Origin of the sequence: Runella zeae DSM 19591 (assembly GCF_000423565.1) — a bacterium.
Taxonomy (GTDB): Bacteria; Bacteroidota; Bacteroidia; order Cytophagales; family Spirosomataceae; genus Runella; species Runella zeae.
On sequence record NZ_AUIF01000017.1, the window covers coordinates 84,020 to 107,723 of the forward strand.

The window sequence follows — 23,704 nt, forward strand, 5'->3', positions numbered from 1 at the left end:
ATCAAAATTCACTTACGCGCGAAACAATTGATAGTTTCAAAAACTATTATATTTGTCCTGATGATAGTATTTGTAGTTTAATTGTTTCGTCAGACAACCATGAAAATTGTTATTTCAGAAGCTCTATCTAATCTGCCAGTAATCAATTCAAACGATGTAAAGCCGCTTCAAGGAAACCTAAAGGATTTAAGTAAAAAGGAGTACAAAAAGCTTAAGTCTAGCATTCAAAAGAAAGGTTTTTTTGTCCCTCTGTACGTTTGGTTTGATGAAGGTACAGACAATGCGTACACCTTAGACGGACACCAGCGCCTTAGGGTGATTCAAAAGGAAAGCCCCAAAGGGGTAAACTTACCCTTTGTGCGTATTGAGGCTAGTAATGTCAATGACGCTAAAGAGCGCCTACTTCTCATAGATAGCAAATACGGAGAGGTAACTAAAGAGGGTTTTGACGAGTTTACAGCCGACTTGCTAGATTTTGAGGAGTTTACTAAAGAGCTTACCACTTTTGATAACATGCTAGACGAGAGCTGGACGGGTGCGGTTTCGTCTGGAGAAGTTTCGTCTGGAAGCGAAGAAGGGCAGTCTAGTGAAATCAATCAAACCAGTACTTTACAGCCAAATCCGAATGTTGTTTCTATCGCCGAGTGTGTGGATAACATAGAATTCATGAAACGTTATCCAGACGGATTTTTTGACATAGCTGTAGTAGATCCGCCTTATGGTATCAATATAGCAGCAAAGCCTCATAGAAACAACCACAAACCTAAACAGTGGGATAAAAACATACCCACCAAAGAGTTTTTTGACGAACTATTCAGAGTTTCGAAGCAACAAATTATTTGGGGTGGCAACTATTTCATTGAGTTTTTAAGTAACACACAGTGTTTTATTTTTTGGTATAAACACAATCCGGCACCCTCCTTTTCGGACGGCGAAATGGCTTGGACGAGCTTCAAACGACCTGCTATTTGTTTTGATTATGAGTACTATGGAAACCATGAAAATGGCTCAGTGCGCAAAGAAAAGAGTATTCACCCTACCCAAAAACCTGTAGAGCTCTATGACTTTGTCTTTACTAGGTTTGCTGAACCGGGCTTTAAGATACTGGATACTCATTTGGGCTCTGGATCGTCCAGAATAAGTTCCTACAAAAACGGCCTTGACTTTTACGCCTGCGATAACGATATGGAGATTTTTGAAGACCAAGAAAAGCGCTTTAATGCGTTCGTAAACTCATTTAAACATGGAGAAGAACAATAGGCCCAAAAAAGAAAAGGGTACGCCCGGCGCAAAGAAGCTACCCATTGATTGGGATTTTGTAAAAGAGCGTCTAGCCTTGTTTGTTGAAAATGTGGACATAGCCGCTGAGTTAGGTATTCACTATACCACACTTGAGCAGCGCTGCAAAGAGCCGTTCAAGAAAAAGACTCCTGAGCTGGGTGGATTGGGAATGACATTGTCGGAGCTTCGTCAACAATGTCGCGCCCGGACTAAAAAGCAACTACTTGCTGCACAAATCAAAATGGCAATGGGTACGACTGTTATAACCGAAAAAAACAACAAAGGTGTACCAGTTAAGTTTAAGCACATTATGCCAGACGTAACCATGCTCATTCATTTAGGTAAAAACTTTTTGGATCAATCTGACAAGGTCAAGAATGAACACAGTTTTGCTGGATTTATCATCGAAGATGTGCAAAGTACAGGCGAATTCCTACCTCCAATGCTTGATGAATCACAAGGGGAGTTACCCCCAATGCTCAGTGATGACGAATGACACTAGCCAGCCAGAAGATACTACGCAAAAACAAAGATGGTCAACTCTTTCGGGTAATTCGTCCGCAAAGCAGTGATAGTTTGCTGCGTACGTATCATGCACTAAAAGCGGCCAACACTACATATATCGTGAATTATGGCGGCGGGGGCTCTGGCAAATCATACTCAACAGCTCTGCATATTGTACGCAAGTGTTTAGAATCAAATCAAAAGGTTCTTGTCATTCGCAAAGTTGCCAATTCTTTAAATGATAGTGTAGTTAGTCAGTTTCTGGAAGTGGCATTGCCATTTTGGGGAATGGAAAAAGGTACTGATTACTACTACAACAAGTCCAATCGGACGATTTTCTTCAAGAATTCGGAAAGTACAATTCGGTTTCGAGGTCTTGATAATCCTGAGAAAATGAAATCAATTCAGGGGATCACCGTTGTTTGGGTTGAAGAGGCTACAGAACTATCAGAGAGCGATTTTGATATACTTTCAGGCCGTATCCGTGGCCAGATTGAGCCCCAAATTATTCTTACCTACAACCCTATTAGTGAGCTGCATTGGCTCAAAAAGCGATTTCACTCAGACAAATTTGAAAAGAAAAAACCCAATCATGAGTTCTATTGGTACAAACATGATAGAGTAACAGTTATTTTTTCCACATACCTAATTAACCCATTCGTCGGACAAAAGTACATAGACGATATGGCATGGTATGCAGACAATGATGCACAATACTACCGAGTTTATGCGCGTGGCGAATGGGGGATTATTAAGCCGGACAATCCCTTTTTCAGTGCCTACAAAGAAAACGTAAACGTTGGACTACCAGAATACGATCCGGGTAGTCCTGTCTATCTTTCTTGGGATTTTAACAAGGTCAACACTTGTCTTGTAAGCCAACATTTTGACGCGGGAGGTTCTATCAATTATTTGGAGGTAATTCACGGTATAGGTGATTTGCGAGAGATGTGTCGCTATATTGTACAAACCTACGGACTTTGGAATCTTTACTATTTAACGGGTGATAGTACTGGACGCGGCGCAAGTGCATACTCAACAGGTAATAGGCCAGCATATGAAAGTATTAAGGCCTATCTTATTGAGTTCGGACTAAATCAACGATATATTGACAGCTCACGGCTAATTCTCAAAAACCCTAATACAAACGCTTCTAGGCACTTTGTTAATGCTCTTATCTTATACTTTGGCAGTCTCCTGTGTATACACAAAGAGAAGTGTAAACTCCTACTTGACGATCTATCAAAAACAAAAACTCTTTCTGATGGAAGCATTGACAAAAACGACTGTAATAAGTTAGATTACGGTCATGCGGGTGATGCGTTTCGATATGATTTGCACGCTTTCGAGAAAGATACATTTGAATATTTGCGGAAATCGGGAAAAGCCGTAATTTCGTCTCAAGATTGATAGTATTAGAACTTATCATTATGAACAATTTAATTCAAGGTGTCGGCTTTAGAGGTATAACTGAAGAACAGGGTGTTCTTTTTTGGGTGAACGATGTACCGGGTATGAGTGAAGAACTTGTAACGTCCGTCAACAATAGAGAGGATATTGTTGATTTTGTCACTCAGCTTCACGCTATCACAGCTCCAAAGTTTCGGCGCATGGTTATGGGTGTGCTTTCGAAATCTTGCGACTGGAAACAGGTGCTTTCGAAGTTTCCAAGAAGTAGTTTACCTGCAAAGCCAGAGTTTTATATACCGGAAAATGTTGTGTGTAGAATAAGCTGCGGCGCTGGTAGTAAATACACCATGGTGCGACTGACAGAGGTGGTGTTTAGTGCAAAAAGCGCCGGAAGTGCAACTTTGTATATTTTTAAACTCCCCTTTATGGAGCTTGTTCAAGAGGTTGAGGTAAATGTGTTGGTTGGAAAAAATAAAGTCTCTGTAAGTTTTCCCGATTGGTCAGACGAAATACTGCATCAGGGTATTGTATTGCAACTTGTGTCGCAGGACGTTCAGCTATACGCCTTAGAAAGGGAGAGTTTGGCTGGAAACCTAGAGGTTATAGATACCTTTATTAACAGAGAAGATGCCCCTGCTTTTCTTTTGTGTGATGCCCACATTGCATCTAATTTAGATGCCTTAATAGACGCGTACGCACTCGAACTATCGGAGGCATATGCCTATCTTCTTGCGGCCAATCTTTTGGAGTATAAACTATCCAGCTATAAACTAAGTCTCTTTACCAATTCAAAGAGACAAGACTCGGAATTTAGGTCTACACAGTACCCAAAAGAAGCGGAACTATCAATAAAAGCTATTTCAAACACTCTTTCTGACGAAATAACGAGTGCACAATTCGTGCCATATGAACCCGCGTCTACTTACAGTTTAGGAACTTTTAATGTATTTGAAGACAATGACTACTAATGCTTTGGAGGTCTTTACGGATATAGTAAAGCAGTTGCGCCGGATTGAAAACATAACTCCATACAATTTAGAGCAAGCGGCTGAAACAGCTCACTCTGACGTGATTCAAAGGATTGAAAACGGCATAAATAGCAGTGGGCAAACAATGGAGAGTGTGTCTACAGAAAAGTTAGGGCGGTACTCCCGTAGTCATGGACGTAGACGTGTCACAAAAGGACTGCCTATTGACCGCGTAACACTAAAATTCACAGGGGAAATGATACAGTCTTTTAAACTAATAGAAAGATTGCCACGTGAGGTTTCAGTTGGTTTTGATAGTGAAAAAGCAGCCGAAATAGCCAGCTATAATGCAGAGCGTTTTGGTGTAGCTTTTAATATGAATAACAGCGAAGAAAAAAGGGCAACAAACAGATTTATTCAACTTTTTAACGGATTCATTAAATGATTTTAGTTCCTACAGATCAGATTCCAGAATTAATTGACTTGGCCTTTGCGACCCGAGTCAATCCTTGTAACAACATAACTTTGCAAGCCTCTGGCTTTGTGAATGAGGTGTACAGTGAAGAAGAGAAGCGTACAGTTTTGTACGTAAACTCTTTAAAACAACAATGGAGTCTAGATGATTCTGCTCAGTACAATACTATTCACGTGGTTTTGTCTGGCACAAAAGACTCTGCCGAAGAATTTGGCACCTATGAAGAGGGAGTCTATTCTATTCAATGCATTTTTGGCGTTATCAACTTTGGTCCTGAAATACAATTCCTATCCGCCATTCAAGCTATCGAAAGTGTAGAAGGGCTAAAGGTTGTATCATTCAATTGTCAAACAATGAGTGTTTTACGAAACACATTTAAACTAAAGTTTGACGACAACTTCAATTTACCTCCTTACGCAACCGCCTTTACTGTCACCTACGAAATTAAAAACGTTGGATTTTATGAATAAGGAATTTAGAGATTTCCTATCGAACGGCTATTTGGAACCCGTCAAACTGCCCAGTGGAGAGCCGATGATTATCAATGATGTTCAGTACTATTGGCCTACCGAACAGGGGGCAAACTTGGCTATTGCTAGGTTTCATGCAATTACAGATTTGGCTCGCACACATGAAGCTTTTCGTGTATCTGAGAATCAAGTGCAAACCAGACAAAAGCTTGTTCAAGACCTAACACGTCGCGCACTACTCACATTAACCAGTGACCCCGAAACCGCTCTGGATTGTATTCAAGAAATTCAGCGCTTGAATGAAGCAGAAATTCAGCGTGCGAAATTCGGTAAAGACATTGTGCAAGTTTTTGAGGTAGCAGCGATTTGGATTATAAGCGAAGATGAGTCTCCCGGACGTATAGTGCCTGAAAAGCATAGAAAGAAAATTGAGACTTGGACGCAATATCCTGATTTGTATGCTTTTTTTTTGAATATGCCAGTAAACGCGCTTTATCCCTTGTCTCTGCACTTCGATCAAGACACCCTGACTTCTTCGGCGAATATAGCAACCAAAGAGCTCTTGGACTTGATGAAGACCTTAACGAACATAGAGAGCTTTGGCTTCAAGAGCGAAACGATACCCTATATCGCTTCACGCGCGGAGATATTGCGAAACGTAATTACCTCAACCTCTCAACAGTCGAGCGATACTTTGAAGAGTTAGATATAATTGTAAGGAATGAATTTAAACACCATACAGACTAATGCAAAAAATTTCTAAACCTCTCGATTATGACCTACTTCAACAGTATTTACTTCAAGTTCGCTTTGCAGACGGCCGTCTTACCGATGCCACTCTTGAAGATTTTTTGGACGATTTACTCTGTCAGTATCATACCTTTTTATTTCAAGAGGCCAATTTTTGGCAAATCTTCACACAAGATGCCGTTCGTTTCGTGACCGCTCATCGAGAAGAGTCTCGTGATGATGTGATGTGTTATTTGAAGTCTATGTCATTCAGGCTCAAAAACAAGTCGGTTGTCTTGAAGGCCAAAGAAAGAGAGTTAGCGCCTTAATAAGTATCTACAAACAGCCTATACAGCCATGGAAACAACAAATAAGTTGGTGCAATTTAAGTTTGCTGCCGACTCGGAGATGGGTGTCGTGATTAGCCAATTCGAGCGCCTTATTGCCCTAACAAAAGAGGGAACTACAATCTCTGGACAACACACGAAAGCTATTCAGGAGGGGGCCAAGGTGATTGTACAAAGTTTGGGTACTATCACACAATCTCAACAACAAACCAACGCAGCCATAACCCAAACAGTTGCCGCCGTCAACCAGCAAACGCAGGCAATTCGTCAGGGGACCGCACAACAAACACAGGCCATCAACCAAGTAAGCTCTTCGGTGGGTGTTCTTGGTAACAGCTTAAATGATGCAAAAAATTTAATCACAGGAGCTTTTGCACTTCATGAGATAAAGCAATTTGGGTTGGGGGTGATTGATGCTAAGTCAAAGATTGATGTTTTTCGTCTGGGGTTGACACAGATGCTTCAGTCGCAAAAGGACGTGTCTGAGTTATTTCCCAAATTACTTGAACTGGCCAAGGCTACCCCATTTCAAGTAGAAGGCTTGATGCAGACGACAATTCGCTTAAAGGCTATGGGGGTGGCCACAGAAGAATTAATACCAACCCTTGTAACCCTAGGAAATGCCGCTTCGGTGATTGGAACCGAAAAATTGCCACTCGTGGCAAAGGCGTATACGGATGTTATGAACAAGGGCAAATTGATGAAACAAGAGATCAACCAATTTGCTGAAAATGGAATCCCAATCTATGATTTATTGGCCGTTTCCATGGGAAAAACCAGGGCGGAGATTATTAAGCTTGCAGAAGACCACAAACTAGCCTTTTCGGATATTAAAAAGGCCCTTGAGGATGCCTCGTCGGAAGGTGGTAGGTATTACAATATGATGAATATTCAGGCACAGACCCTAGCTGGTAGAGTTTCCAACCTGAAAGATGCATATTTTATTGCAAAGGCAACGATAGGGGATTTCTTTGAGGGTACTATTTCCAAGGGCATAGATTTTACTCAGAAGCTTATAAAAGAAACCATAGGGTCGTCTGACGCACTTAATCGCACCTTAAATATTGTTAAATCGGCAGTGGCGGCGTGGACTACATATACCACAATTGTAAATCTAGCCCAAATTAGGACTACCGCACTCTCGGTTGCGGTTGCTGCAAAGGAGGTTGTTATGAAGGCAGCACAAATAGTTGCTGGAACGTACAACATTGCCATGCAAGCCCTAAACAATGTAATCAGCGTAAATTACAACGTTACAACCGCTTCTACCGCAGCCGCGCGCACTTTCTGGGCAACGCTTGCAAGCAATCCGCTTGGTCTTGTCATTGCGGCCGTAGGGGTTGCGACATCTGCGTATTACGCCTATAAAGCCGCAGCTACGGAGACTGCAACTAGCATCATGGAGCTTGCTAGGGAAAATAACAAGGAGATAGGGCAGTTGGAAGTGAAGAAACAAGCAATACTCCAAGCAGTTCTTGCAACTACGGCAATGAAGGAAGGAACGGAAGGCTATAAAAAATCTCTCGACACACTTATTAAAACCTACCCTGAGTACTTTGGCGAACTTAATAAGGAAGAGGCCAATAACAAGCGTATCTGGCAGATATACAGACAAGTAAACAGCGAGCTAGAGCGTAAAATTAGACTGATGACGCTTGAAGCTGTGCAGCAAGAAACGCAGAAAAAGGCCGTGGAAGTTGGGCAGGAGTTGTATAAAGTTCAGACACAACTCGTTGCGTTAGGGCTAAAAGGTATTGACGTCTACGATAAGACAAATATCGCCCTACAATTGCAAAATGAGTATCGAAAAGCGAACCAAGCGTCAATTGGCACAGATGTTCAGCAGTCAAGTCAGCAGATTGAACTTTTGAAAAAAGCGAACACTCTTAATGGGGATTATAACAAACTTATCTCCGACACAAACAAGGCTCTGCTCCAAACAAATACAGTTAGAAACGACGCCTATCGTCAAGAAATCGCGCGCTTGGACGGACTTCTAAAGGCAAATAAAATCACCAAGGAACAGTATGTTGAGCTTGAGCGTAAAGCACAAGAAGAGATACTGAATATCGTCGCAAAATCCAAGCAGGAAGAACTAAATATCGCTGACGATGGCAACAAAAAGAAGAAGGCAAAAGCAGTGCTTACCGCCAAGGAGATAGCGGTGCTGACAAAGGAAATTCAGCAGGATTCCTTCAAAGACCAGATTGCGCTCATTGACGCTCAAATGAAACTTGATATTGAAAGGGCGAATCACGTCAAGAAATCAAGGGCAGAGGTTGAAAAAGAGGTGATTCGTATCGTTGAGGCTGCGGAAGCTGAAAAGGCCGCGCTCCGTAAGAAGTATTCCGACATGATGCTTGCCTCGACAAAAGAGACCGACACCGATGTTGCAATCAGCTCCAAAGAGCTTGCTGAGATACTCAAGTTCGACATGAAGGAGGTTGAGAAGGAGAAGAAAAAGACTGAGGCGGAGAAGAGAAAGGAGAATAAGCAGACTCAGCAGGAATGGGAGCAGTATCAACGCGACATTCAGCGCATCACCAAAGAAACAGCAAAAGTCGAACAGGATGCGAGACGCGACGGCGTTCGCATGGCTATGGATTATCTTGCCGCGCAGGGTGGCGTATTTGGCGAACTTGGCCGCGTCGCTCGAAAAGCTTTCGACGACATTGATCTCATAAACGGAAAAACGGTAGATAGCTACGCAAAAACCCTGAAAGCGGCACAGGAAAACGCCGAAAGTACGGCTAGTATTTTCGGCGCCGGCAGTGAGCAATATAACCAGTCGCGCGTACAGGTTGCAGAAGCAAACAAGAACTTGACAGAGGCACAGGCTGCAATGGGAAAAGCAAAAGCCGGACTCATCATGATGGTTGCCGAGGTGATTGAGGGTTTGAAAAATATGTATTTTCAGGGCGTCATTGAAACAAACAAAGCGGTTGTTGATTCGATGCTCAGGACTAGAGATATTTTAAAAACCTACTACAACGACATTCTCACAGCTAATCGAGAGAACCTAAAAGCGGAGCTTGAAGCTTTCAGGGGTACCCACGAAGAAAAAATCCGCATGATTCGCGAGTTCTACACTGAACAAAAGAGGCTCTCCGAAAACAGGGATGCGATAGATAACCAAATCACCTTCAATGCTCGTATGCTCGAAATCAACACGGAGACAACGAGTAAAATATCATCAGCGTGGGATTTGTCCAAAGGCCCATTGGGTCCTCAGCAGCTGTTCAAAGTGTTGATGACGTGGAAGGAGCATAACGCCCAAATGGAAGCTGCCGAGTTACAGCGCGATGCTCGTGCGCAGCAATTGCGTCAACAGCGCATTCAAGAAGAGGTAGACGCGGCTCGTCAGATTAGGGATGCAAATATAGAAGCTATTCGGGAGCGTGCGGAAGCTGAACGTGATGCACTTGAAAAGCGTATTGACGAAATCCAGAAAGCTGCTGATGCCGAAGAAAAAATACTAAAAGACTCTATTGAATCATCAAAAGATGATTACAGAAAACAAGTTGACATAGTAAAACAAGCCTATAGCGACCAAGTTGATGCACTTAAAGAGAAGCACCGTTTGGAGCGAGACTCTTATAACGAACAAGTAGATGCAATAAAAGACGCTTATTCAAAGGAGCTTGATGCTCTTAGAGAAAAACAAAGTGCTGAAAAAACCGCACTGCAAGAGCTTTACGACTTCAAGCGCTCTCAACTAGAGCAAACCACAGCAGACGAAACCGAAGCCATTACAATAGTGGATAGACTTCGCAATGAAGCAGTTGAAAGGTACAGGGTTGATGAAGTTGCCAGACTAACTGCTACGCGCGATAGAATACTTGCAACGCTCACCGATGAATCTGAACGAGCCACTGTTACGGCAGAATACAACAGGCAAATACAGGCAGTTCATGACGAAGTAGAGCAAGCAAAGTTAGATAAAAGTAAAGGGGTTTTGCTTGCAACAAAACAGCTTCGCCAAGAAGAAAAAGACGAGTCAACAAGGTTAAAAAATGAAGAGAAAACCGAACTTGAGCGTCTTGATGATGAATATCAAGCAAAATTCAAGGAGCTTGCAGCCGAGCGCGATGCAAAACTGGAAGAAATGTCTCTAGCTAACAAGGAGCGCGAAAAAGAACAAAAAGCCGAACTTGCCAAACTTGAAGAAGAGCATGATGCCAAGCTAAAGAAAATGAGCGAGGATCAATATGCTCGTGAACAGTTTTTGCAAAAGCAAATAACTCAACTAGAAACCGATACAGCAACAAAAATCCAAATCCTAAAACAGGAGATAGCCAACAAGGACAAGCAGGCAAAGGATGCGATGACGTTTGAAAATCAAAAGTATCGCGACTTTGTCATTCAAGCCAACAAAGATATGCTTGAGTCTCAAAAAGCAATGTACATCGCACAATTACAGGCCGAAATTGCAATGCTAAAAGGCAAGAAAAACATTTTCAACTCGGGGAGGATTAATTCTGCGATTGGAGATTTAGAACAAGCTATTAGGGATATTGAGGGGGCAGGTTCTGGGGCGCAAGGACTAGGAGATTTCTTCACTGAAAAGATTAAAAATATCGTAATTGGAGAGCGCAAAGCCGCCAAAACACCGTTTAATTCAGAAACCTTAGCTCCTGTCACCGAAGCCTACGACCGCGATGGAAATTTGATTCAACTTACCTATGTCGATGAAGATAGGGAATTTATCGCTTATGACAAAAACAAAAATGCGTTCAAAATCCGCAATGCCACCGGTTTTGTCGAAAAAACGGGCGAAACCTTTTTCAAAGGTACGAACTACTTGGATTTAGGTGGAAACCCTAGTGGTGTTGATACCATACCAGCTATAGTAGGAGGTAGCAAGCTCGTTCATTTGGATGAAGGAGAGCGCATTTTGTCTCGCGAGGATAATGAAAAAATAGGTGGAAAGTCGGTTTCCAATCAGACGGTTGTGGAGGGATTCAAGGTGTTTGAGACGCTTTCAAAAAACTTTTCTATGGTGGATTTTAGCTCATTGGCGTCTGTAAAGCTGTCTATGCCTAAAAACATTAAACCCAAAGATGACCATGTAGATAAAAGACTTTTAGAAGAGATGAGAGCAATTAGACAGGAGCTTGCCAATGGCTTGGTCAAAATAAATATCGACTCTGATGCCGTTAGCGTAGAGCGGGTCTCTGGCCAATTGACTCAAAAATATTACAACCAGTTTAAAAACAGTTAACATGGAATATTATTTAAATGGAACCAGAATCAAGGAGCCGGGTGGTATGGCCGGGTTTTATCTTGAAAAGCAATATTCTAATTTTTTTGAGGGATTTGTTAGGCGAAGCATTGGTCATGCGCGTGTACAAGGAGTTGGTAATATTTCATTTGATGAGCCGCTTGCTGTTTTATTGCTGGATAATGCGAGAAAACAATCAATTCTTGACGAGGATGTTATTTTTGAGATGCGAGACAAGGGACAGGTGGTCAGTAGAGCTAACATTGATTTTGCTACATTCTCAAAAAACAAGAATGTGCGCCAAGTGGGTGTGATTGACAAACTTGGAGATATTTTAGAGATTCAAGTGGCGGAGGAGATTTCTATTCTTCCTTTTCGTAAAATAAGAATTCCGGCCACTACACTTGCATCAAGAGTGTCTTGGAAAATAGACGCAGACGGTAGTTTTGCGATTATAGAAAAGCGGAACCAATCTCAATACATAAACCACAATATCCCCTTTAAGCTTGATAGCAAAGAAACGTTGGCCAACGGCTCAGTGTACTCTATAACCTCTGATAGTTCTATTTTGTATTCAAACACTACTTCACAGCAAAAAAGTGTAGAGATAGAGTGTTTCATAAGTTTTTTTGCCCAAACCAACACTCCAACAACATGCATATCTGCACTGTATTTGGCGGATAAAAATGGGCTTTTGGTTCGTAAGATTGCGGATGTTGTCTATGATATAGATTCTGAAATGAAAGAGTTTACTGGTGGTGTAAGTCAAAAGTTACAAATTAATCCAGACTGTTCTATCCTTTTGAAAATGGAGAGCACGAACAGTGTAGATAGCCACACCTTTAAATATAAAACAGAATCCTACTTTCGATTGTCGGACGATGATGTGTCAGACAGTGAAGTATGGTGCCTAAGTGCCTATGACGCAATGAGCGCTCTTTTAACTAAAATTGATAGCAACTTAACACTCACACCGTCTTCAAAGGCTTTTTTAGAAGCCTCTGGATTGTATTTTACTAATGGATTCAACCTAAGAGGCTTTAAAAAACCAATCTCTACCTCTTTACAAGTGATTTTCAATGATTTAAAGGTTCTAACCAACGCAACACTCAATCTACTAGAAACCAATCAGGTTTCGGTGGAGGGGTATAAAAAAAACTCAGCAACCACATTTATTAAAGATATATATAGCATTGAGTACCAGCCCGATATGGGCTCTATATATAATGAGATTAAGGTTGGGTACAAAAACTTTGAATCATCATCTGCTAGCGGCAATTTAGAAAAGAACTCCCTATTGACGTATCACACCAAAGTAAAAAGAGGCAGGGCGGGGCTTGAGTTGATTTGCAATTCAATTGCTAGTTCTAAGAGTATAGAAAGTATTCGTCGTATTAGATTTGACCAACAGATTACACCATCGTCTGACATTTCAACAGACGGAAAGTTGTTTGTTATTAGTGCCAAAGCCGGGGTTGCCACTATAAAGGGAGATCAACTTAATGGTAATTTACTGCCAGAAACAATACTATTTGGGCACCAAGAAAAATGGAGTCACCTTGCTCCGCTCACACTTACAAACTCCACAAGCTCCTATTATGATAGTAGGATTGGAGAAAACACAAAACCCACTCAAGGTGCAGAATACAACGGGGATGTGGCGATTATTGCGGCGAATATAACAACCAGAGAGTTTTCGCAACTTTCTAAGTGTATTATATTTCACGACGGCCCCAACGAGATTATTGCAAGAGTTACAAATGCTAGTCACCGACCCTTTCGTCGCGAATCCGGTTACAACACTATAATAACTGCCAAAGTACAACAGTCATGAAATTTCAAAACTTTCTTCGCTTTCGCGCATTAGGCGAACAGCCCACAAATTTATACACATCAAAAGTTGACAGTTTTATAAAAACTGTGCAAGGGGAAAGGTATTGTGCTTTAGTGCCGCGCTCAGACCTTTATGGTAGAGAAATAGAAGATGTTGCCGTTGTGTTGTGTGAACAAAGCAACGGCAATGGATACAGCCCCATTGTACCAAACGAACTAGAGCCAACCGCTAGTCAGATTGCGGGCGAAATTAAGCCTCAGCGCTCAGAAGCCTATACACTACTTCGTTTTCTTGTGGGCGAAATCCCAAATGGAGAGATGAGGTATTTTGCTGTAAGTAGAAAAAATGGACAAAAAGTATTTGGGACGTTTGAATCTAATGCGACATCTAAAACCGAACTTCTTGGTCAGATAAAATCTCATTTTGAGTCTTTGTCTTCAGCACCGGTAAGGGTAGAATTAAAAGGCAGTGTTTTAGAGGTTCGCATTTATCATACTAACTTTTTCTACTTGGCAGACGAAGAGTTGCAGATCGAGCTTGGAAAGTCTTTTTATAATAAAAACAATCCAACTTTGGGTTATAGTCTTATTGAAAGCAATGTTTCAATTCCTGAAATGATAGAATATGAAATAGTTGTGTCTCAATCAATTTCCGAGGGAAATATCTTTTATTTAGGCAGTAAATTATATACAGCAAAACTAGGAGATAATTCAGAGGATATACTACTAAACCTCACAGGAGGGGAAATTACAATAACAAGGCCAAGTTCAGAAACAATAATATGTGCGGCTCAGAAAGGCAGTAGGAGTATTCAAAATAGCGAGACCGCAAATGCTTATAGTGTCTACCAAGCAACAGAAGGAGGATGGGACTTCTATAGAATTAATGTCACTAGCTTTGTTGAAGGGAATTACATTGAAATATCCGGAGCGGGAGCGACAACTATTCGTTACACAGTTGCCACAGGAGACACAAGAAGTATTATTGAAGCGGTTTTAAATCCAGCCGATTATAGCGGTAGATTTCGCGTAACATCTGGCGCTTCGGTGAGTATAATTGTTTTGTCTGGAAAAAGGACAATTGGAAACACAAACGCACCAAGTATAACCCTTAAAAAAAAGGCAATATATCCTGCAAAAAACGTAGACAAATACCAAGTAATTGTAGGAGGCGATATTCAAGCAAATAATATCTTTACTTTGGGAGATAACGTGTATGTTGCTACAGAAGAAGATACAGACGCTAGTGTCGCCAACGGTTTAGGTTACCCAGCGCCTGTTTTTGTAGTTTCGGTAGATACAGGAACCCACCTAATAGCATACGCAAAACCCGGGTTAGAGCCAGGACTAGAAAAAGTATTGGATATATCTATTATTGAGGGACCAATCGTTAGAAAATCTAGTCAGATAGTACTTAATTTCTATATAGAAGGCTCTCAAAAAGATTACGTACTTGGGCTTTTGGATAAAACCAACAATGAAATTTTTGCAATATCCAACACACTTAGACACTATTCTGTAGTGCCAAACAATACCATTTTGCTTGAAGTGTCAGACTATGGTCAAGTGTATTGTTATGATTATGCCGAAGATTCGTTATACCAGTCTATTCGGATTCCAGCAGCTCTTTCTATGCCAATAAATAGCATTGAAGAGCAGAGTGTTACAATGCTTGATGGAAGTGTGCAAAAGGGAAATACTAGATTGTTTCAAAAACAATCCCTTGTAACGAGGCAGATTTCATCCGAACATGCATTAGCACTGGCCTATTGGCTACAACACAGATATGTGGTGATAGACAGAATTGCCTATTTAGCAAGCGGAGGCTATAGGGATATGCCCGTAAGTTTGATTATGCAGTCAAAACAGGTAAAATGCGATTTATTAGTTCAAGGTCATGCAACTAACTATGAAAACTTTTTTGAGTTCTCTAATCAACAACTTTATGGTAAAATTGTCGTCAATCGCCCATCGTATGGAGCAAAATTGTTTCTTACTAATGGATTTGAAATATCGACACTGATAGACGGGGAGCAGTCATTCAAAGTAGGGGAGTATAATTTAGAAATATATACAGAATCCTCTATGGTAGAGGTACTCATTTTTTCAGATGGTCTTTTTTTGACGAAATGCCTAATTCCAGCCTATTCACGAGGTTTTCTTAGAGATGAATTAATTCGCGTCAATTCAAATATGATGATAGTTTTTGATATTATCAAAATAACAAATAATATTGTAGTTGAAACAGTTGATACAACAACTTATCTACTTCCTGAAGAAATTCAGTATATGAATGAGTACAGACAAAATACTGACGAAATATCCTTCAACAGCGACTTTAGTGAGGATTTTGCCAACTAGCCATACAGCCATGAAAAAGATACTTTTTTTAATTTTACTTCCAAGCTTATCTTGGTCTCAAGCTACAATCACACAGATACGAACCAAGGTAAACACCTACTACGCAACCAATAACGCAAAGCAGATAACGGCCGCAAAGTCAAGGGAGATATTTCACGACATACTGGATAACATCCAATCCCAGTCATCATCTTATGATACAATATCGGGAACAAACCCTAAGCTTTTATGGTACTGGCCGTCAACTTCAAGCTTTTTGCTCGGTATATACGGAAGTAATACCTCTACGTCTCGATTTTCAATTTACAGCAACGCCGATGGTGCAGAGAAGTTCTCTGTGTACTACAATCAGGGCTATTCGCGCTTCGCGACGCGTTTGCTTGTCAATAAATCTGTTGACTCTGGAGAGCAACTTCAGGTTGATGGAACCTCTAGGTTAAACGGAAACACAGTGATAAGAGTCAACGGCGAAGATGTTATTTTCGATGGCTCAAAGGGTATCTCAAGATACGTAAATGACCTTATAATTAGAAATTTTGATTCTGGTACGGGCGGTAGGATTGTGATGCAAAACAATAGTCTATCCAAGGTATGGTTCCATGCGACGAATAACGGTGTAAATATTGGGGCAGATGCGGATGTGCACGCATCGGCTGAGTTTCAGGTCACTACGACCACAAAAGGCTTTTTACTTCCACGCCTAACAACGACGCAGGTTAATGCAATTTCCAGTCCCGCCGCCGGATTGATGGTTTACAATACAACCCTCAACAAAGTGTGTTATTATAATGGTTCTTCTTGGCGGCAAGTCACCGATTCTGCAATGTAATTTCTCCGACTTAATACACATGAAAACTCTAGTTTCAATTTTATTGCTTGCGCTGGGAGTGGTGGCAGCAATTCAAAAACCGACAACGGTACCACAATCTACTAATGGTGGCAATCTTATTTTTCTTTGCAAGCCCAAGTACTTTTCCTCCCCACGAATACCGAACGGTTACAACGTGGTTGGTATAAGCGCCAAGGTGCTCAATTATACATTGGGGGACACCTCGGCGGCATTTTGCTACTTCGAGTTCTACCGAAAAAATCCAGAGGATACCATGCAACTTATTGTAGCGGAGACGCAAAACGACTACCTGCCAGCATCGCTATTACCTTTGCTTTTCTCCCGTAACAAGCAGAACATATTTTTTGCTGCTAAGACCTTTGCAACTGCACAGGGGTATGTGTTAGACACTATAACTTCGCAAACTCACCTTAACGCACTATACCCTTAATGGCATACGAGGATTTGGCATATATCACAGATGGAGCTGTAAATGGAAGTACACAAGTAAAGGTTTCGACTCAACAACCAAACGGAACCACTGTGCTTTTGTATAGTTTTTACGAGTTTTTAGGTAGCGATATTATCACAGACGGAGTTGTTACAATTGAAACAAACAGACCTCTGGAGTACCTTGAAGTTATTCAGGCGTTTGTTGGAGGTTTTGGCGAAAAATCAGGGCCCGCAACAACTGTTCAGCTTAGCGACACAGAACTGACTGGATGGCAAAACCCAACAACGGTCAATGGGCAATCGTATCAAGATTGGCTGACAGAGGGAAACCCCCCAATACCATCCCTATACATCCCTAACATATTAAATAGGGTATTGCACGAAAGACAAAACACTCTAAACCAGATTGAAGACCCTAAAATAATATTTCAACTGGTATTAGATTGCTCGTATGGCGTTGGTGGTGCTCCGCAAGTTGTAGCCACTGTTAAAAATGTAAGTGGAAGTCCGTCAGGTGGTGTTATGTATAGATTTGATGAAGGAGTAATGGGTAATATACCTTCAAAAACCTATATGGCCAATGGAAGCAAAAAAGTAGAGGTGATTGACTCGGAAGACACCAACATAAGTACAGAGTTAGAATTTGATGTAGTTATGCCAGCCGATGCCCCAGACCCTTCAGGTGTGAACGAGGATATTGTGTCAGTTGGATGGACAACAGAAAGATACAATCCGTCCTCAAATGGAGGCTTAGGCAATTTTCTTTGGCCGCAGATTGTGGCAACTGGCGATACAGAGGTTAGTGTTGATGGAGTAACATCCTACACAAATCTGCCTACCATGATTAACCCTCCATGGGTTAAAACAAACAATAACGGAGGTAATCCCGCCCATGGACTTATCTTTCAGTACACTTGGCTGTACGGGGTACCTAACGGAGAAGGCGTTTTAAGGGTGCGTCTAGTAGGACAGCCCTCTACGGCAATTTATACTACTTTTTACATGTAAAACCTATATAGTCATGGAAAATAAAGAAGAGGTTAAAATCTCAAAAACAAAAAAAACAGAAACGGTCAAGCTAATTGATCAAAATTCAAGACAATTCATTTTTGATACCAAAGATGCGATTGGAAAAACTTTAAAGGTTTCATTGGATAATTCCGAACCAACAGAAATCCCCATTTCAGACGAAATTACTATCTGGAATACTAAAGCACTTATTCCAGATAGTTATACATTACATTACTCCGTAGTTTAAACTTTCAAACTAATACACACAGTCATGCTCGTCGATTTCATTGAATCACAAAACAGGGTTTTACCCGGCGCCAGAGTTGGTGACAGAAGCCCTCGAACCAAAGGCGCATACATTGCAATGGCCTACTTCAACTCTGGTGCCTTGGGTGGTATAGGGGCCTCATATACCATGGGTGCTAATACAGAGGTAACTATTACAGAAAAAAATCTGCCAGACGTATTGGTAGACTTGGCTTTCAAGGGCGGTGCGTTCTGTTTTTTTAATCCCTCAATATCTGGCTCAAAAGACAAGGCTAACCGCATTAAATTACCAGAGCTAATGGGAACTCAAGCGGTGGCAGAAGAATCTGGAGAGGTAACAGAGCGGTTTATGATTAAAGTGCGCGATTACTACAAAAACGTCGAGCATTTTAATGCTTTAGCCTATAAATCCGGCGAAATGGATGTAATACTATTTACAAACAATGGCTTCCAATGGCTAAAAGCTAGAGAGCACCAGCCTGTATTTACGGACATGTCTTATGCTATTCAAGGGGATGCTAATCAGCCTATTTCTGCCGGTGATTTCGCTATCAATACTAGTTCTGCTGGAGAAATCCCAATAAAATTCGGGATTGTACTCTCAAAACTAGCAGCATCTAGGCTCAAATTTACTTGGGCAGCCGTAGGAAGTCTTGTCAATTTGACCGCTCAACCCTGTGAGTCTGGCGGATTGAGTGTATTTTCTCGTACCGCCTCCGCAACAGCGTGCACACTCCCCAGAGCCGTAAATGAAACAGCTACCTGTATTCAATACAGTATTAAGCAGTTGAACATAAATGATGCCGGCACAAATGATGTATCACAATATGTAACCATTGGCTCCACCACTGGCATTATTACTTTAGCGTCTGCATTAACTGCTGGCATTTTTGATTTTATCGTTGTAGCTGAAACTCCAAACGGTATTTGGGGTTCTTGGGAGTTTCGTATCAAAGCTTCTTAATCGCTTCTTTACCCTTCTTTCTTTTTCACAAAGCCCCTCCCGAAAACGGGCAGGGGTTTTTTAATAATTACAACAATGCTTACTTATCAAAAAATAGCCCCATACCTGACAACTGGAAAGCCAGAGTCAAAACACATTCATCAGTACTACCAAGAGTCAATCGATCTTAAAGAGCTTTTAAAGGAAGTGTTCGGAGATAAGTATCCTTCATATATGGACATAAACCGTCCGGGCGAAAAGAAAACGCATAAGACTCATAGAAAGAAGATATACACAAACCCTTTTCGTTCAATGCCTCGTCGAATTAGCGAGGTTTTGGACTATATCAGACAGGCAGATGATTATAGTATAACATTTCCAGCTGAAATTCCCAAAGGAATAAAGCCTGAGGAGTCACTAAAGTCTTATACAGAAAATAAGGCACTAACAGCAGAGGGGGATTTTGAAACCTTCTTTTTCAAGAAGGTGATTCCTCAATATGTGAGAGATCCCAATGCGGTGCTTGTGTGCATTCCCAAAAAACAACCGACAAGCAAATACGAGTTCGTTGAGCCTGTACCTATACTCTTTCCGTGCGAAAACGTGTTGATGCATAGAAAAGGGGAATTTGCGGCTCTTGTAGCGCCCTTTAAAAATAAATTCATAGACCAATATGGCAGAGAACAGGAAGGGGTCGTAATGATTTTTCTTGACCACGAAAGTTACAGCGTTGCTCGTCAAGTGGCCAAAACAAATATCTCAACTGGTCAAATGCAAATAGAATGGGAGATTGACGGGATGTACACACAAGTACTAGACAATGGGGAAACTGTAAACATCTTTCAGCCTCCATACCATTATTGCAAAAAAATGCCTGCCCAAAAAATCGGCAAAATTGTTGCAAAAGAGAACGATTATGGCGAAACGTATTGCGAATCAATTTTATCCGACTCGATACCATTTATTAAAGGCGGACAGCAAACTTGGAATGATAAGGAGATAGAAAAAAACCAACACCTCTCTTCGCAAGAGTACAGATATGTAAACAAAAAATGCAACCAAGAAGGGTGTCACAATGGAACAATCATCGAAAGAAACAAGGCAGGAAAAATAGTTGGAGAAAAAGAGTGCCCAAAATGCAAAGGTAGTGGCCTTATGCCTTCCGGATCTGGTTTGGATATATGGCTAATCGACTCTTCGGTAGAGGCGGGAGATGGCAAAAGTCCAGCATCTGGAGTCCCGGGCGGATTTATTCCGCGAAGTATTGAGCCTTATATACAGCTCTCAAAAGACTACGACAACTTAAAGAAAGAGGTGTTGACTACATTGAATATGCAATACGTAATCAATACAAATACCGACGCCTCTGGAACCTCAAAAAGATACGATAGAGAAGAAGGGTATAGAGAGGTGAACACACAAGGGGCTCACCTGCTTGATGTGATGAGTCAACAGTATGAGACGATTGAAAATATGCGCTACGGAGTAATTAAAAGATCAAACGAAAGTCAGGTTCCTAGTATAATTGTCCCAATACGTTTGAATTTGGAAAATGCAGAACTTACCAGAGAAGAGCTTAAGGATGCCAAAAGCAACAACTTTGACCCTGCTATTGTGGAAGCGCTTGAGCGAAAACTTATTCAATACAATGTAGGCGAAAATTCGGACATTTTTAAGAGATACGAGACTAAGGTGATGTTAGACCCATTTAGGTCGCTATCGCTCGACCAAAAAAACATGGCGATTGGCTTGACATACTCTGTAATGAAGGATAGTCCAGAGCGAACTAGCGCCATTAAAGAGCTGCTTTTTAGTGTATTTTTCGATTCGCTAATAGTAATATGTACAAGCAAAAGCGATGGATTTTATAAGTTGGATGTAAAGGGGCGCAATGAAATTATTAGAAAAGAGTTTGAATTAATGTTCTCTGAACTACACGCCGGTAATGTATTAAATGTCAACTCTGTAAACATCAAACCAGCCGCAAATCTTCAAGACGAAAATCAAACCGTCTGAAATGAAAATCAAACCGTCTGAAATTAGGAAATTTGTATACAAGTCAATATGTTTGCATTGATAGTTTCAGACATTATATTTTTGTACAAAATCTTTTCAAGATGGCATCGAAAAACAAAGACGAAAAACAGCTTAAGACACTAGAGTCCCCCAAGACCTATGAAGAGCTGTTTGACTATGATCAAATCGTAGTACAGGTAGGCCCTCGTTATGAGCTTAAAAACAACAAACCGGTTGTGGTGGAAGAGGCTAGACTAACCACTATGACCAAGGGTAGCTATGAGTTAATGGAGCGGGATTCCGACGGAGACACGAAGGTGATTCCAGTAAAAGCTTTAGGTCATCCTGATATAAAAATCGAAGATGACCCACGTTCGCCGGGAGGTAAAAAGAAAACCCTCGACTATATTCCTTTTGCGGTGATTGCAGACGAAATTCCCGACACAGAGAAATCGGATCAAAACCCGCCTCAATAATTTTTTACCGATAGTATCTTAACTTATTTTTCTAATGAAACGGAGAGATTTTCTCAAAAAACTGGGTCTTAAAAGTGGTCTTGACCAAACTGAACTTGACGATATTCTCAACAATCTTGATGGCGACGAGATAGATGATATCAAAGCCGATGCCGCCATAAAAGCAGTATACACCTCAGACGAAGCCCTAGGAAACGATGACCTTTTTAAAAAGGTAACAAGCAAAGCAAAGGCCGAAGCCTTAAATCCTATCGACACGATACTTAAAGCTTTCGAGTCCAAATTAAAGGCCGAGGAAAAGGCAGAGTACAATAAACTTGACACCTCTCACAAAAAATACAATTACATGTTAAAGGTATTTGCTGAGCGGGAAACACCTACCGGAGACGCCAATTACGATTCACTTAAAAGCGAGTACGAAACCCTTAAAAGTGATGTGGATACCAAATATGTCAAAAAAGAAGATTACGAGACGGTCAGTCAAAAAGCGACGAAGGCAATGCAGGGGGCATTTAAAACCAAGCTCTCAATCGCAGCCGCAAAAAAAATCGGAGACGCCGCTAACGCCAGACACTTTGAAGAAAACTTCTTTAACGACGCCAGTGAGCTAGTTGCTACTACTGGAATTGGCAAATCAAAGGTAAAGGGAGTTATCGACTATGAGACGGGCAAAATCATGCGAGCAGACTCTCCAGACCAGCCTATAATGCTAGATGGAAAGGTAGTTACCATTGCAGATTTGGCAGACTTAACCATTGAGCATTTCGAGTACAAGGCTCCAGTGTCTAACCCAGCTTCTGCCGGTAGAATAGTAATAACAGGACAGACTGACGATGCCACTAAGGACTCAAACGCATCGGCACGAACAAGGAATCTTGATATGGATTCTGAATAAAAAAGCCTTTCAATTTTAACCTTTTATAACAGCCATGAAAGTTCAAATGACCAACGCCCTAATCGCGAAAGTAGCAATAATGTTACTTCAAGATTGTGGGCGTCGGTTCCCTTCTTTGGGAGCCATGCAATCGCAGAGAGCACCACAAAAACAGGCTCTTATTAATGCAACGTCGCCAGTGGTGGCAGAGTCAGAGAAGCGCATGTCCATTCGTCAAGATGGAAGCGGAAACCCCGAAGCTGCTATAACACTAGATTATAACCCCAAACGTCAGGTTGCTGGCGGCGCTATTCGAACAGCGAGAGGTGTAGTAAATGGAGAGGCTACCACGGACAAAGTTTCCGTAACAACTGGATTTGGCATTCATAGGGAGTATACAAAGAATTTTACAACCTATGATATGATTAAGCTTACAGCAGAAACAGAGGCTTACCTAAAATCCGTTAATGCGGGAAATGTAAATTTTGATTTGGCCAACTTTCCAGCCCTTGCCATTATTGGAGACGAAATACTGACAACTATTGAGAGTATCCTAACTCCAATAAATCAGCAGATTGTCGCCTCTTTGATTGCACACGTAGGCCACAATTTTGTTACAGGGGATGCGCTGTCTCCAGATATTTTGCTCTATAACGCAGAGGGAATGATGCGTACCGATTTCTGGGACTTCATAAACGCAATCAAGCGTCGTCATAACTACAGTGGACGCCTTATTATTATTGGAGGCGACACCATGGCTGGCTACCTCGACAAAAGAAACATTGTAGCGGTCAACAACTTGGGATTAAATCAACAAGCAATGCTTAACACAATTGCGGCTGACTTCTTTTACGATCCAGAGATAGAGGCACAGTTGGGTACTGGCGAGGTGATTATCCAAGAGGCAAACGCGTCATGCTTCCAGACGATTTTGGAGCACGCCTACATGATTAAGCAAAAGCGAATGGCGAATACTAGTTATGGAAAAATGGCCATAAACTTGGGACAGTACAGCGCCCCAACCTTTAATCTTGACATGGACTTGCGTGCACGCGAAAACGATACAGCTTGGCCTACGTTAGACGTAACTCCTTCCATACATGGAGGGGTATTCTTGCGGCCAGCGGGATACCTCGCCAACTACGGCGGCTGGCAAAACGTGACTGGCACTTGGAGAGCCAAGCTCATCGCCTAGGGTTTCAAAACAATCCGACAATGCAACTACTGTTGCATTGT

At 41.5% G+C, this 23,704-nt stretch carries 20 protein-coding genes; all 20 read left to right on the forward strand.

Annotated elements, in window-relative coordinates:
* Positions 1 to 99: 99 nt before the first annotated feature.
* The 20 genes from G563_RS38605 to G563_RS0105460 all read left to right on the forward strand — a co-directional run bounded on the left by G563_RS38605 (position 100) and on the right by G563_RS0105460 (position 23,663).
* Positions 100 to 1,260: a DNA methyltransferase gene (locus G563_RS38605; protein ID WP_051210776.1), complete on the forward strand. Its 1,161-nt coding sequence runs from the start codon at positions 100 to 102 to the stop codon at positions 1,258 to 1,260.
* Positions 1,244 to 1,777, forward strand: coding sequence for a hypothetical protein (locus G563_RS0105370; protein WP_028664405.1), 534 nt, complete (start codon positions 1,244 to 1,246; stop codon positions 1,775 to 1,777). The genes G563_RS38605 and G563_RS0105370 overlap by 17 nt, the downstream gene beginning before the upstream one ends.
* The gene (locus G563_RS36750) at positions 1,774 to 3,195 is read left to right on the forward strand and encodes a PBSX family phage terminase large subunit (RefSeq protein ID WP_051210777.1); all 1,422 of its coding nucleotides are present in this window, start codon (positions 1,774 to 1,776) and stop codon (positions 3,193 to 3,195) included. The genes G563_RS0105370 and G563_RS36750 overlap by 4 nt, the downstream gene beginning before the upstream one ends.
* Before the next feature lie 20 nt (positions 3,196 to 3,215).
* Positions 3,216 to 4,163: a hypothetical protein gene (locus tag G563_RS0105380; protein ID WP_157585086.1), complete on the forward strand. Its 948-nt coding sequence runs from the start codon at positions 3,216 to 3,218 to the stop codon at positions 4,161 to 4,163.
* Positions 4,153 to 4,608 (forward strand): hypothetical protein, encoded by a 456-nt coding sequence (locus G563_RS0105385; RefSeq protein ID WP_028664407.1) that lies wholly within the window; start codon positions 4,153 to 4,155, stop codon positions 4,606 to 4,608. The genes G563_RS0105380 and G563_RS0105385 overlap by 11 nt, the downstream gene beginning before the upstream one ends.
* Entirely contained in the window at positions 4,605 to 5,108 is a 504-nt protein-coding gene (locus G563_RS0105390) for a hypothetical protein (RefSeq protein WP_028664408.1), read from the forward strand. The genes G563_RS0105385 and G563_RS0105390 overlap by 4 nt, the downstream gene beginning before the upstream one ends.
* Entirely contained in the window at positions 5,101 to 5,814 is a 714-nt protein-coding gene (locus G563_RS0105395; protein WP_028664409.1) for a hypothetical protein, read from the forward strand. The genes G563_RS0105390 and G563_RS0105395 overlap by 8 nt, the downstream gene beginning before the upstream one ends.
* A 40-nt stretch (positions 5,815 to 5,854) precedes the next feature.
* Positions 5,855 to 6,166 carry a hypothetical protein gene (locus tag G563_RS0105400; protein WP_028664410.1) on the forward strand — a complete coding sequence of 104 codons (312 nt, stop codon included), beginning with the start codon at positions 5,855 to 5,857 and terminating at the stop codon, positions 6,164 to 6,166.
* A gap of 28 nt (positions 6,167 to 6,194) precedes the next feature.
* Entirely contained in the window at positions 6,195 to 11,405 is a 5,211-nt protein-coding gene (locus G563_RS0105405; RefSeq protein WP_028664411.1) for a tape measure protein, read from the forward strand.
* A gap of 1 nt (position 11,406) precedes the next feature.
* Complete coding sequence (locus G563_RS0105410) at positions 11,407 to 13,239, forward strand: hypothetical protein (RefSeq protein ID WP_028664412.1); 1,833 nt, start codon at positions 11,407 to 11,409, stop codon at positions 13,237 to 13,239.
* Positions 13,236 to 15,599, forward strand: coding sequence for a hypothetical protein (locus G563_RS0105415; RefSeq protein WP_028664413.1), 2,364 nt, complete (start codon positions 13,236 to 13,238; stop codon positions 15,597 to 15,599). Before G563_RS0105410 ends, G563_RS0105415 begins: the two co-directional genes overlap by 4 nt.
* A 256-nt stretch (positions 15,600 to 15,855) precedes the next feature.
* On the forward strand, positions 15,856 to 16,428 hold the full coding sequence (locus tag G563_RS0105420) for a phage tail-like protein (RefSeq protein WP_157585088.1): 573 nt from the start codon (positions 15,856 to 15,858) through the stop codon (positions 16,426 to 16,428).
* Positions 16,429 to 16,447: 19 nt separating this feature from the next.
* Positions 16,448 to 16,879, forward strand: coding sequence for a hypothetical protein (locus G563_RS0105425; protein WP_028664415.1), 432 nt, complete (start codon positions 16,448 to 16,450; stop codon positions 16,877 to 16,879).
* Positions 16,879 to 17,889: a hypothetical protein gene (locus tag G563_RS0105430; RefSeq protein WP_028664416.1), complete on the forward strand. Its 1,011-nt coding sequence runs from the start codon at positions 16,879 to 16,881 to the stop codon at positions 17,887 to 17,889. Before G563_RS0105425 ends, G563_RS0105430 begins: the two co-directional genes overlap by 1 nt.
* Positions 17,890 to 17,902: 13 nt before the next feature.
* Positions 17,903 to 18,139 (forward strand): hypothetical protein, encoded by a 237-nt coding sequence (locus G563_RS0105435; protein WP_028664417.1) that lies wholly within the window; start codon positions 17,903 to 17,905, stop codon positions 18,137 to 18,139.
* Positions 18,140 to 18,163: 24 nt separating this feature from the next.
* On the forward strand, positions 18,164 to 19,123 hold the full coding sequence (locus G563_RS0105440; RefSeq protein WP_028664418.1) for a hypothetical protein: 960 nt from the start codon (positions 18,164 to 18,166) through the stop codon (positions 19,121 to 19,123).
* Between the two features lie 75 nt (positions 19,124 to 19,198).
* A complete protein-coding gene (locus G563_RS0105445) occupies positions 19,199 to 21,118 on the forward strand; it encodes a hypothetical protein (RefSeq protein ID WP_028664419.1) in 1,920 nt (639 codons plus the stop codon).
* 101 nt (positions 21,119 to 21,219) lie between these two features.
* Positions 21,220 to 21,594, forward strand: a complete 375-nt coding sequence (locus tag G563_RS0105450) for a hypothetical protein (protein WP_028664420.1) — start codon at positions 21,220 to 21,222, stop codon at positions 21,592 to 21,594.
* A 34-nt stretch (positions 21,595 to 21,628) separates the two neighbouring features.
* Entirely contained in the window at positions 21,629 to 22,489 is an 861-nt protein-coding gene (locus G563_RS0105455; protein ID WP_028664421.1) for a hypothetical protein, read from the forward strand.
* 202 nt (positions 22,490 to 22,691) lie between these two features.
* Complete coding sequence (locus G563_RS0105460) at positions 22,692 to 23,663, forward strand: hypothetical protein (protein WP_157585090.1); 972 nt, start codon at positions 22,692 to 22,694, stop codon at positions 23,661 to 23,663.
* Positions 23,664 to 23,704 lie beyond the last annotated feature (41 nt).

Bases quoted from the DNA above. Each gene is read 5' to 3' on its own strand.
- G563_RS0105455 (WP_028664421.1), top strand. From the start codon at position 21,629: ATGAAACGGAGAGATTTTCTCAAAAAACTGGGTCTTAAAAGTGGTCTT.
- G563_RS0105390 (WP_028664408.1), top strand. From the start codon at position 4,605: ATGATTTTAGTTCCTACAGATCAGATTCCAGAATTAATTGACTTGGCC.
- G563_RS0105405 (WP_028664411.1), top strand. From the start codon at position 6,195: ATGGAAACAACAAATAAGTTGGTGCAATTTAAGTTTGCTGCCGACTCG.
- G563_RS0105415 (WP_028664413.1), top strand. From the start codon at position 13,236: ATGAAATTTCAAAACTTTCTTCGCTTTCGCGCATTAGGCGAACAGCCC.
- G563_RS0105440 (WP_028664418.1), top strand. From the start codon at position 18,164: ATGCTCGTCGATTTCATTGAATCACAAAACAGGGTTTTACCCGGCGCC.
- G563_RS0105425 (WP_028664415.1), top strand. From the start codon at position 16,448: ATGAAAACTCTAGTTTCAATTTTATTGCTTGCGCTGGGAGTGGTGGCA.
- G563_RS0105430 (WP_028664416.1), top strand. From the start codon at position 16,879: ATGGCATACGAGGATTTGGCATATATCACAGATGGAGCTGTAAATGGA.
- G563_RS38605 (WP_051210776.1), top strand. From the start codon at position 100: ATGAAAATTGTTATTTCAGAAGCTCTATCTAATCTGCCAGTAATCAAT.
- G563_RS0105385 (WP_028664407.1), top strand. From the start codon at position 4,153: ATGACTACTAATGCTTTGGAGGTCTTTACGGATATAGTAAAGCAGTTG.
- G563_RS0105445 (WP_028664419.1), top strand. From the start codon at position 19,199: ATGCTTACTTATCAAAAAATAGCCCCATACCTGACAACTGGAAAGCCA.
- G563_RS0105370 (WP_028664405.1), top strand. From the start codon at position 1,244: ATGGAGAAGAACAATAGGCCCAAAAAAGAAAAGGGTACGCCCGGCGCA.
- G563_RS0105460 (WP_157585090.1), top strand. From the start codon at position 22,692: ATGTCCATTCGTCAAGATGGAAGCGGAAACCCCGAAGCTGCTATAACA.
- G563_RS36750 (WP_051210777.1), top strand. From the start codon at position 1,774: ATGACACTAGCCAGCCAGAAGATACTACGCAAAAACAAAGATGGTCAA.
- G563_RS0105400 (WP_028664410.1), top strand. From the start codon at position 5,855: ATGCAAAAAATTTCTAAACCTCTCGATTATGACCTACTTCAACAGTAT.
- G563_RS0105450 (WP_028664420.1), top strand. From the start codon at position 21,220: ATGGCATCGAAAAACAAAGACGAAAAACAGCTTAAGACACTAGAGTCC.
- G563_RS0105395 (WP_028664409.1), top strand. From the start codon at position 5,101: ATGAATAAGGAATTTAGAGATTTCCTATCGAACGGCTATTTGGAACCC.
- G563_RS0105435 (WP_028664417.1), top strand. From the start codon at position 17,903: ATGGAAAATAAAGAAGAGGTTAAAATCTCAAAAACAAAAAAAACAGAA.
- G563_RS0105380 (WP_157585086.1), top strand. From the start codon at position 3,216: ATGAACAATTTAATTCAAGGTGTCGGCTTTAGAGGTATAACTGAAGAA.
- G563_RS0105410 (WP_028664412.1), top strand. From the start codon at position 11,407: ATGGAATATTATTTAAATGGAACCAGAATCAAGGAGCCGGGTGGTATG.